At 64.8% G+C, this 9,506-nt stretch carries 11 protein-coding genes; 4 read left to right on the top strand and 7 right to left on the bottom strand.

Going from position 1 to position 9,506, the window contains the following annotated elements:
• Positions 1-87: 87 nt before the first annotated feature.
• From BN60_RS27545 to hslO, 3 genes are read left to right on the top strand one after another with little or no spacing between them, the layout of a single operon-like run.
• Positions 88-1,275, top strand: a complete 1,188-nt coding sequence (locus BN60_RS27545) for an aspartate aminotransferase family protein (RefSeq protein WP_043284403.1) — start codon at positions 88-90, stop codon at positions 1,273-1,275.
• A gap of 5 nt (positions 1,276-1,280) precedes the next feature.
• Complete coding sequence (argF, locus tag BN60_RS27540) at positions 1,281-2,207, top strand: ornithine carbamoyltransferase (protein WP_020699421.1); 927 nt, start codon at positions 1,281-1,283, stop codon at positions 2,205-2,207.
• Positions 2,204-3,184, top strand: a complete 981-nt coding sequence (gene hslO, locus BN60_RS27535; RefSeq protein ID WP_020699420.1) for an Hsp33 family molecular chaperone HslO — start codon at positions 2,204-2,206, stop codon at positions 3,182-3,184. Before argF ends, hslO begins: the two co-directional genes overlap by 4 nt.
• Before the next feature lie 21 nt (positions 3,185-3,205).
• On the opposite strand, the gene argE is transcribed toward hslO, so the two are convergent.
• From argE to BN60_RS27510, 5 genes are all read right to left on the bottom strand, one after another.
• Positions 3,206-4,375 carry an acetylornithine deacetylase gene (argE, locus tag BN60_RS27530; protein ID WP_020699419.1) on the bottom strand — a complete coding sequence of 390 codons (1,170 nt, stop codon included), beginning with the start codon at positions 4,373-4,375 and terminating at the stop codon, positions 3,206-3,208.
• A gap of 16 nt (positions 4,376-4,391) precedes the next feature.
• Positions 4,392-5,018 carry a GTP cyclohydrolase I FolE gene (gene folE, locus BN60_RS27525; protein ID WP_020699418.1) on the bottom strand — a complete coding sequence of 209 codons (627 nt, stop codon included), beginning with the start codon at positions 5,016-5,018 and terminating at the stop codon, positions 4,392-4,394.
• Between the two features lie 38 nt (positions 5,019-5,056).
• Positions 5,057-5,449 (bottom strand): Co2+/Mg2+ efflux protein ApaG, encoded by a 393-nt coding sequence (gene apaG / locus BN60_RS27520; RefSeq protein ID WP_020699417.1) that lies wholly within the window; start codon positions 5,447-5,449, stop codon positions 5,057-5,059.
• 59 nt (positions 5,450-5,508) lie between these two features.
• Positions 5,509-6,414: a cation diffusion facilitator family transporter gene (locus BN60_RS27515; RefSeq protein WP_020699416.1), complete on the bottom strand. Its 906-nt coding sequence runs from the start codon at positions 6,412-6,414 to the stop codon at positions 5,509-5,511.
• A 135-nt stretch (positions 6,415-6,549) separates the two neighbouring features.
• Complete coding sequence (locus BN60_RS27510; protein ID WP_020699415.1) at positions 6,550-7,023, bottom strand: PaaI family thioesterase; 474 nt, start codon at positions 7,021-7,023, stop codon at positions 6,550-6,552.
• 80 nt (positions 7,024-7,103) lie between these two features.
• On the opposite strand from BN60_RS27510, the gene BN60_RS27505 reads away from it, so the two are divergent.
• Complete coding sequence (locus BN60_RS27505) at positions 7,104-7,550, top strand: MarR family winged helix-turn-helix transcriptional regulator (RefSeq protein ID WP_043284399.1); 447 nt, start codon at positions 7,104-7,106, stop codon at positions 7,548-7,550.
• Between the two features lie 5 nt (positions 7,551-7,555).
• On the opposite strand, the gene BN60_RS27500 is transcribed toward BN60_RS27505, so the two are convergent.
• Both BN60_RS27500 and metZ read right to left on the bottom strand, forming a co-directional pair.
• Positions 7,556-8,221, bottom strand: coding sequence for a TenA family protein (locus BN60_RS27500; protein WP_020699413.1), 666 nt, complete (start codon positions 8,219-8,221; stop codon positions 7,556-7,558).
• A 15-nt stretch (positions 8,222-8,236) separates the two neighbouring features.
• The gene (metZ, locus tag BN60_RS27495; RefSeq protein ID WP_020699412.1) at positions 8,237-9,451 is read right to left on the bottom strand and encodes an O-succinylhomoserine sulfhydrylase; all 1,215 of its coding nucleotides are present in this window, start codon (positions 9,449-9,451) and stop codon (positions 8,237-8,239) included.
• Positions 9,452-9,506: the final 55 nt, after the last annotated feature.

Here is a 9,506-nt window from a genome sequence, read left to right as displayed (position 1 = left end):
AGTGCCCGATCCTCGCCAAAACCCGGAGTTTCCATCCCGGAATCGCCGGCTCTAGCGAGGCTTTTTACTTTTGATGGAGGACTGGTTGTGATTACGGCTGTGATGCCGACGTACGGTCGCAAGGACGTCGTGTTCGAACGCGGAGAGGGCAACTATCTCTACGCGACGGACGGCCGACGTTATGTCGACTTTACCTCCGGCATCGCCGTGAATGCGCTGGGCCACTGCCACCCCGCCCTGGTCAAGGCTCTGACCGAGCAGGGCTCGAAGCTCTGGCACACCTCCAACCTGTTCCGGATCGGCAACGGCGAGAAGCTGGCCAAGCGGCTGGCCGACCTCACCTTCGCCGACACGATGTTCTTCTGCAATTCCGGCGCCGAGGCGATCGAAGGCGGCATCAAGCTGATACGCAAGTATCAGTACATGAACGGCCACCCGAAGCGGTACAAGATCATCTGCTTCCAGGCGGCGTTCCATGGCCGCCTGCTCAATGCGCTCGCCGCGACCGGCAACGAGAAGTACCTCGAAGGCTTCGGCCCGCCGGCACCCGGCTATCGCCATGCGCCCCTGAACAACGCCAATGTCGTGCGCGACATGATCGACGACGAGACCGCCGGCATCCTGGTCGAGCCGATCCAGGGCGAAGGCGGTATCCGCGAGACGACGCCGGAGTTCCTGAAGGCGCTGCGCGCGATCTGCGACGAGTTCGGCCTGCTGCTGTTCTACGACGAGATCCACACGGGTTTCGGCCGGACAGGCAAGCTGTTCGCCTACGAATGGTCGGGTGTCGCGCCCGATGTCATGGCGATCGCCAAGGGCATGGGCGGCGGTTTCCCGATCGGCGCCTTCATGGCGACCGAGAAGGCGGCTGTCGGCATGGTGCCGGGCACGCACGGCTCGACCTATGGCGGCAATCCGCTCGCCACGGGCGTGGCCAACGCGGTGCTCGACGAGCTGCTGAAGCCCGGCTTCATCGAGGGCGTGCACGAACGCGGCAAGTACCTCAAGGCCGAGCTCGAGAAGCTGGTTGCCAAGCATCCGAAGGTGTTTGCCGAACAGCGCGGCACGGGCTTCCTGCAGGGCCTGCGCTGCGTGGTGCCGGCCGGCGAGATGGTCGACCGCCTGCAGTCGCTGGGCCTGCTGGTGCCGCCGGCGGGCGAGAACGTGATCCGCATCTTCCCGGCGCTGATCGCCGACAAGGCAGCCCTCGACGAAGGCATCGCCATCCTCGAGAAGGCCGCGGTCTCGTTCGAGTCGTCCAAGGCTGCCGAGTAGGCACCATGGCCGCGCCAAGACACTTCCTCGACCTCGATCAGGTCGATCCCAAGACGCTTCGCCAGATCCTCGATCAGGGCAAGGCGATGAAGAAGGCCAGGTCCAACGGCGGGCACGACAAGCCGCTCGCCGGCAAGACCCTCGCCATGATCTTCGAGAAGCCGTCGACACGCACCCGCGTGTCGTTCGAGGTCGGCATGCGCGAACTCGGCGGCGAGACGATCATGCTCGGTCGCGGCGACACGCAGCTCGGCCGCGGCGAGACCATCGCCGATACCGCGCGCGTGCTGAGCCGCTACGTCGACATCATCATGATGCGCACCACCGTCGAGGAGAAACTCCTCGAAATGGCGAAGTACGCGACCGTGCCGGTGATCAACGGGCTCACCGACAAGACGCATCCCTGCCAGCTCATGGCCGATGTCATGACCTACGAGGAGCATCGCGGGTCGATCCAGGGCAAGTCGATCGCCTGGTCGGGCGACGGCAACAACATGGCGACGAGCTGGATCCACGCCGCCGTGCAGTTCGACTTCGAGCTGCGCATCGCCTGCCCCACCGAACTGAAGCCACCGCAGGACGTCGTCCAGTGGGCGGAGAAATCGAAGGGCCGCATCTCGATCGGCCACGATCCCGAGGCGATGGTGAAGGACGCCGACTGCGTCGTCACCGACACCTGGGTCTCGATGGGCGACGAGGATCCGCACAGCCCGAGCGCTGCGCGACGACACAATCTCCTGCGCGCTTATCAGGTCGACAAGCACCTGATGAAGCAGGCCAAGAAGGATGCGATCTTCATGCACTGCCTGCCGGCGCATCGCGGCGAGGAGGTCACCGCCGAGGTGATCGACGGGCCGCAGTCCGTGGTGTTCGACGAGGCGGAGAACCGCCTGCACGCGCAGAAGAGCATCCTCGCCTGGTGCCTTTCATGAGCACGACGTCGGAAGGCTCCCCTTCCGACGGCGCTCCCTCCACCGACTGGGATCGCGTCCTCCCCTTTCAGCTCGATGCTTTAGGAGTGCGCGGCCGGCTGGTGCGGTTGAGCCATGTTCTCGACGAGATCATCGAACGCCACGGCTATCCCCTGGCCGTGGCGCGGCCGTTGGCCGAGGCGATGGTGCTCTGCGCCACCCTGGCGACGTCGCTGAAGTACGACGGCATCTTCACTCTTCAGATCTCGGGCGACGGACCGATCCGCCTGCTGGTCACCGACCTCACGACCGACGGCGCGCTGCGCGGCTATGCCCAGTTCGATTCCTGGAAGCTCGCTGTGGCGCTGGGCAGCGGCAACGAGGACGCGCCCGAAGGCTATGTGCCGAAACTGTTCGGCCAGGGCCGGCTCGCCTTCACCGTCGACCAGGGCCAGCATACCGAGCGCTACCAGGGCGTGGTGCCGCTCGAAGGTGCGACCTTGGCCGACTGCGCCCATACCTATTTCCGCCAGTCCGAGCAGCTTCCGACCGGCATCAAGATTTCCGCACGCCGCGAGGCGAGCGAGGGCGGCCATCGCTGGCATGCCGCGGCGTTGATGGTCCAGCAGATGCCGGAACTCGACGCTGGACGCATCGACGTCGACCAGGAGCAGCGCGAGGACGACTGGCGACGGGCCGTGATCCTCATGGCCTCGGCGACCGAGGCCGAGATGCTCGATCCGGCGCTGCCTGGCGCGAAGCTGCTCTACCGCCTGTTCCACCAGGAGAAGCCGCGCCAGTTCGAGCCCCGCGCCTTCGCCGCACGATGCCGTTGCAGTCGCGAACGCATCGATCGCGTGCTGCGGTCGATTAAGCGCGAGGAACTCGACGACCTGCGCGACAAGACCGGACGGGTCGCCGTGAAATGCGAGTTCTGCTCGACCGAATATTCCTACGACGACCGCGATCTCGACCGGATCTACGCCTCCGCGGCGTAGTCGCCATCTCTCGGGACGGGCTCAGTCCCGGCAGGCCCACTCCAGCATGCGCTTCATGAATTCCTCGCAGGCGCCGATCTGGGGCACGAGGATGAACTCGTTGGGCTGGTGCGCCTGGGCGATGTCGCCCGGACCGCAGACCACCGTGGGCACGCCGAGAGTCTTGCGGAAGATGCCGGCCTCCGTGGCGTAGACTACGCTGCCGACCGTGTTGGAGCCGGACCAGCTTCCGGCGAGTGTCTTGGCGTCGTCGTTGCCCTCGGGCGAGAAGGCCGGGGTCGAGGAACGCAGCTCGGTCTCGATGGCGGCGGCCGGATGCTTGGCCTTCATCCTGGGCAGCAGCTCCTCGGCGAGCCATTTCTTGGCGCGCTCGCCCAGCTCCTCGATCGGCCGCGTCGGCAGTTCGCGATAGCCCCACAGCACCTCGCACTCGCGCGCCAGGATGTTGCCGGCCGTGCCGCCGACGATCGTGCCGACGTTGAAGGTCGCCGCCGCCGGTGTGAACTCGCTGTCCTTCGACGCCTTGGCCTCGAGCTCCTCCTGCACCTGGTTGAGGTAGTGGATGAACTCGCCGGCAAAGTGGATGGCGCTGACGCCGAGATGGGTCATCGAGGAGTGCGCCTCGAAGCCCGTGAACTTGGTGACGTAAGTCTGGCTGCCCTTGTGGGCGTGGACCACCGTCATCATCGTCGGCTCGCCGATGATGATCACCTTCGGCTTCGGCACTTCGCTCGCCATGCGCGCGGCCAGCGAGTGGGCACCGAAACAGCCGATCTCCTCGTCGTAGGACAGCGCGAAGTGGATCGGCTTCTTGAGGGGAGCCTTCTTGAACTCCGGCAGCATGGCGAGCGCGATGGCGTAGAACGCCTTCATGTCGCAGGTGCCGCGGCCGTAGTACTTGCCGTCCTTCAGGGTCAGCGTCCACGGATCGGTCGTCCAGGGCTGGCCGTCGACCGGCACCACGTCGGTATGGCCGGACAGGACGACGCCGCCCTCCACATTGGGGCCGACGGTGGCGAAGAGGTTGGCCTTGGAGCCATCCTCGTTCGGCACCAGCTTGCTCTCGACGCCATGCCCGGCGAGGTAGTCCCTGACATAGTCGATCAGGGCGAGGTTGGAATTGCGCGAGGTGGTGTCGAACGCCACGAGCCTGCGCAGCATTTCGACGGAACTGACGATCTCTCCGGCCATGATGTCCTTGTCGCGATCAAATCGTGTTGCGACCGATCATGGTCAGAAATTCGCGCCGTGTCTCGCCATTATCGCGGAAAGCGCCCAGCATCCGGCTTGTCACCATCGTGACATCCGACTTGTGCACGCCGCGGGTGGTCATGCACTGATGCGCCGCCTCGATCACCACGGCGACGCCGCGCGGCTGCAGCACTTCTTGCAGAGTGTTGGCGATCTGCGCCGTCAGCTTCTCCTGGATCTGCAGGCGATGGGCATAGGCGTCGACCACGCGGGCGAGCTTGCTGATCCCGACCACGCGCTTGTCCGGCAGGTAGCCGACATGGACCCGGCCGATGATCGGCACCATGTGATGTTCGCAATGGGATTCGAGGCGGATATCGCGCAGCGCCACGACCTCGTCGTAACCCTCGACCTCCTCGAAAGTCCGCTGCAGCATTTCCGCCGGATCTTCGTCGTAGCCCGAAAAGAATTCCTCGTAGGAGCGCACGACGCGGTCCGGCGTGCCGACCAGGCCTTCGCGGGCGGGATCGTCGCCGGCCCAGCGAATCAGCGTGCGCACGGCCGCTTCGGCTTCTTCCCGCGAGGGCCGCTTCAGCCCGGTGGCGAGCGAAACCACCTCGCTCTTCTTCAGGACCTTGTTCATCGTCGCTCTCCTCTATCCCATGCCCTCGGTGCCGCTGCTCAGTTGAGCCGTCGCTGCGAGCCTGGCGTGTCCAGCGAGAAAGTGGGGATTTCGATATCGAAGGCCTCGCCCGCCTCGCTCACCATTTGATACGTGCCGCCCATGAAGCCGGATGGCGTGGAGAGCGGTGTGCCGGAAGTGTACTCGAACATTTCGCCTGGACGCAGCAAAGGTGTCTTGCCGATCACGCCGGGCCCCTTCACTTCCTGCTGGCGGCCCAGCCCGTCGGTGATCTTCCAATGCCGGCTGCGCAACTGCACTGCGATATCGCCCTTATTTTCAATACGGACTTGATAGGCCCAGACAAACTGCGATTTCGCAGGATCGGACTGGTCAGGCAGATATTGCGGTGTGACCGTGACGACAATGGCACGGGTTGTGGCGGAATACATCGCTCAATGATTTCCTTGCGACAGTGAGATGGGAGTTTCCCGCCAAAAGGTCAAACAGGCTAGAGCCACTGCGGATCGGCGGTGAAATCGATCGTGAGCCAGCGATGCGGCCCTTCCTCGCCAATGGCCGCCGCAATCTCGCGACGGATGGCATCGGCCTTGGCAACACTGTCTATCGGCGTATCGGCCGGCACGGCAACATGGATCTCGATGAATTGCGCGCGCCCGACCTTGGCGACGTAACTCGTGTAGGTGCGAAAGCCGTAGCGGGCCACGATATCGTCCATCACCTGCCGCACATGATCGTCGAGTTCCCGTGGCGTGATCAGCAGGATTTCGGTCAGAGCCTTGCGCACGGTGTGGATCGGCACGAAGACCAGCACCAGGGTCAGCAACGCCAGCACGACGGGATCGGCGTAGGGCGTGAAACGCGCATACGGCGTGTCGGTGAGAACCCAGGCGATGGCGAAGGCCACCAGCAGCGCCAGGGTGATGCAGGCCGACATCAGCCAGCTTTGCGCATCCAGCCGTATGAAATCCGAGCCGATGTGCCTGTTGGCATGTCGTTCGTAGAAGAACATGGCGAAGCAGACGGCGCAGACGACGACGGCGTAGGCCATTGCCCAATCGAAATCGAGCTGACGGCCGCCGGCCAGGAAACTGTCGACCGCGTTCAGGAAGGCATAGAAGCAGAGCAGCATCAGCGTGCCGCCATTGAAGGCCAGCACCATCGGCTCGATGTGCCAGTAGCCGAACTGGAACCGCCGGTTCTCGGCCACCCGATTGACCAGCCGCGACACGAACAGCGCCAAGCCTGACATCGCCGCGTCGATCGCCGCAAAGACGCCATCGAAGACGATCGACATCGACCCCGACAGCAGGCCGAACAGAACGCCGGCGGCCGCAACGGCGATCGTCACCGCGATGGAGAGCTTCAGCAGTCGCTGTTCGGCGGAGGGCTGCATGCACCCGCCAGACTATCGCAACTCCCTGCAGCGCCGAAGGGCGGTCGCCTCAGACCGGCCTGCTTGATACTAGATGCATGCGCATTCTTATCGATGCGTCTACATCCCCTCACAAATCGGCAACCTGTCGTCGGTCTAGATCGGAAAGATCAGGCAGGTTGTTGTGCCGTGCGCCAGGAGCTTGCCGGATGCGTCGGTGAGCCGGCCTTCCGACGTGGCGATGCGCGAACCGACATTGATGATCTTGCCTTCGGCGCGCACCGGGCCGGTCTTGTCGGACATGGCGCGTACATAGTTGATCTTGATCTCGACGGTCGTGTAGCCGGTCCCCGCCTTCAGGGTTGTGTGAATGCAGCAGCCCATCACCGAATCGAGCAGGGTTGCCGCGATGCCGCCATGGACCGTGCCCAACGGATTGTAGTGGTCGAACACCGGACGGTAACCGAAGACGACGCGGCCCAGTTCGACCTCGTCGAGGGTCATGCCCAGAGCCTTGCAAATCGGGGGCGCCGGAAGACGACCTTCCCTGATGGCCTGGAAGAGCGCCAGCCCGTCCATCGGCCGCACCTGCTCGATCGGCACCACGCCATATTCCGCCGTCGCGGCCATGCTCGTCTCCATCCCGCTTTTGCGTGCATATACACAGTAATGCTTTGCCGGCGCAACCCACCGGCGCTAATCTGCCGGCGATGAATACTCTGCTCCCCGTCAGGCCTTCGCCTGCCGACTGCACCTGCTTTAGGGTCCGCAGCGCCGCGCGGCGCGTGACGCAGATCTACAGCAAGCATCTCGCGCCGACGGGCCTCAGAATTTCGCAATTCTCGTTGCTGGGTTTCGTGACCGCCCAGGGCCCGGTCACCATCACCGAGCTGGCCGACCTGTTGGCGACCGATCGCACGACCCTGACGCGCAACCTGCGGCCGCTGTTGAGCTCGGGGGTGGTCGAACGCGCCACCGCTGCCGACAAGCGCCGCCACGAGCTGGTCGCCACGCCGGCCGGCCGCGCGCTCTTCAAGCGCGCCCTGCCGCTCTGGGCCGCAGCAGAGCAGGAAGTGCGTCTGGCAATGGGCACCAAGCTTACGGCCGATCTGCACGGCGCGCTGGAGCGCTCGATGGAGAGGCTGGCGGCGCTCTGACGCCGTCAGACGTTGGCGTCGAAGAAGCCGTATTCGAGTTCCATGGCGCGGCGATAGGCGGCCCGGACGCTGTCGCAATCCTTGGCGTGCAGATCGAGCAGCGCTTCTACCCGGGCCGCCAGCGCCTCGAAGCCGGGATCGGCATAGGTCTTCACCCATTCCGCATAGAGCGGCTCCACCGTCCTGGCAGCCAGCGAACGGCCGAGAAAGGCGTAGAGACGCATGCACGGCGTCATCGCCGCGATCGTCTCGCCGAGGTCGCCGCGCCGCGCCGTCTCCAGCAGGAAGTCGACATAGGCCTTGGTCGCCTCGACCGGGGTCACACAGGACAGATCGACCTGCCAGCGCTCGGCATAGCGCCTGTGGAGCTTGAGCTCCTCCAGGACACCGGCAATCAGGTCGGCGAAGCCGTAGAGGTCTTCGCGCGACGTCGAATTGGCGAGGCAGAAGGCGTAGGCGCGCGCGAAGGCCTCGAGGAAGTAGGCATCCTGCGCGACATAGCCCTTGAAGCGCTGGATCTGCAGGCTGCCGTCGGCCAGCCCGCGCACGAAGCCGTGTGCCAGAATGCGCTCGGCCAGATCGGCATTCTCCGCCCACAGGGTCGCCGACAGCGGCGTGGCGCCGGACGCTTGAGCCGACGCCTCGGCCATTGTCACTTCGACCGCAGTCATCTCACTTCCTCCGCCTCACGCTCCGAGCGCCTGAACCAGATCGGCAACTACATCCTCGGCATCTTCGAGGCCAACCGAAAGCCGGATGGTGCCGTCGGTGATGCCGAGCTTGGTGCGCTCCTCCGCGCCGATGCGCATATGCGTCGTCGTCGCCGGATGCGTGGCCAGGCTCTTGGCATCGCCGAGATTGTTGGAAATATCGACGATCTGCAGGCGGTTCAGCATTTCGAACGCGGCCCACTTGCCGGCCTTGAGATCGAACGTCACCACGCCGCCGAAATCCGACATCTGCTTGGCCGCGAGCTTGTGTTGCGGATGGTCGGGACGGCCGGGATAGAGCACGCGACCGATCGCCGGATGGGCCGCCAGCGTGTCGGCGACCCGCCGGGCGTTGGCGCAGTGGCGCTCGATCCGCAGGCCGAGCGTTTCCAGGCCCTTCACCAGCACCCAGGCATTGAACGGGCTGAGCGACGGACCGCAATTGCGGATGATCGGCTGCAGCTTGTCGAGGATGAACTCCTTGCTGCCCAGCACCGCGCCGCCGAGCGTGCGGCCCTGACCGTCGATGTACTTGGTGGCGGAATGCACGACGACATCGGCGCCGAACTCGAGCGGCCGTTGCAGGATCGGCGTTGCGAAAGCGTTGTCGAGCACGACCTTGGCGCCGGCCTTGTGGGCGAGATCGCACACCGCCTTGACGTCGACGATGTCGAGCATCGGGTTCGAGGGCGACTCGAAGAGCACGGCCTGGGTGGGCTTGCTGAGCGCCTTCTCCCATTGCGCGAGATCGCCGCCGTCGACCAGCTCGCTTTGGATACCGTACTTCGGCAGAAGGTCGGACACGATGTAGTGACAGGACCCGAAGAGCTGCCGCGCCGCCACGATCCGGTCGCCGCTCTTGAGCAGCGCCAGCAACGCGAAGAACACCGCCGACATGCCGGTCGAGGTCGAACGACAGGCCTCGGCGCCTTCGAGAGCGGCCAGCCGGTTCTCGAACATGCTGACGGTCGGATTGCCGAAGCGCGAATACTGGTAGTGGTTGCTCTCGCCCTTGAAGGTCGCCTCGGCTTCCTCGGCACTGGAGTAGGCATAACCCGACGTCAGGAACAGGGCCTCCGACGTCTCGTCGAAGTTGCTGCGGATCTGCCCGCCGCGCACGGCGCGGGTCTGCGGCCGCCACTTGCTGGTATCTGCCTCGGTCTTCTTCCTGGGAACTGCTCCGTCCATCATGCTCTCTCCTCTCGTCCGCTGCCTGCGCACAGGATCGCAAACGAAAAACCCCCGA

It is taken from the genome of Reyranella massiliensis 521 (assembly GCF_000312425.1).
Lineage (GTDB): Bacteria > Pseudomonadota > Alphaproteobacteria > Reyranellales > Reyranellaceae > Reyranella > Reyranella massiliensis.
This window is presented reverse-complemented; position numbering and strand designations above follow the sequence as displayed.

Coding starts and splice junctions, on each gene's coding strand:
- argF (WP_020699421.1), top strand. CDS start 1,281: ATGGCCGCGCCAAGACACTTCCTCGACCTCGATCAGGTCGATCCCAAG.
- hslO (WP_020699420.1), top strand. CDS start 2,204: ATGAGCACGACGTCGGAAGGCTCCCCTTCCGACGGCGCTCCCTCCACC.
- argE (WP_020699419.1), bottom strand. CDS start 4,375: ATGGCCGGAGAGATCGTCAGTTCCGTCGAAATGCTGCGCAGGCTCGTG.
- folE (WP_020699418.1), bottom strand. CDS start 5,018: ATGAACAAGGTCCTGAAGAAGAGCGAGGTGGTTTCGCTCGCCACCGGG.
- apaG (WP_020699417.1), bottom strand. CDS start 5,449: ATGTATTCCGCCACAACCCGTGCCATTGTCGTCACGGTCACACCGCAA.
- BN60_RS27515 (WP_020699416.1), bottom strand. CDS start 6,414: ATGCAGCCCTCCGCCGAACAGCGACTGCTGAAGCTCTCCATCGCGGTG.
- BN60_RS27510 (WP_020699415.1), bottom strand. CDS start 7,023: ATGGCCGCGACGGCGGAATATGGCGTGGTGCCGATCGAGCAGGTGCGG.
- BN60_RS27505 (WP_043284399.1), top strand. CDS start 7,104: ATGAATACTCTGCTCCCCGTCAGGCCTTCGCCTGCCGACTGCACCTGC.
- BN60_RS27500 (WP_020699413.1), bottom strand. CDS start 8,221: ATGACTGCGGTCGAAGTGACAATGGCCGAGGCGTCGGCTCAAGCGTCC.
- metZ (WP_020699412.1), bottom strand. CDS start 9,451: ATGATGGACGGAGCAGTTCCCAGGAAGAAGACCGAGGCAGATACCAGC.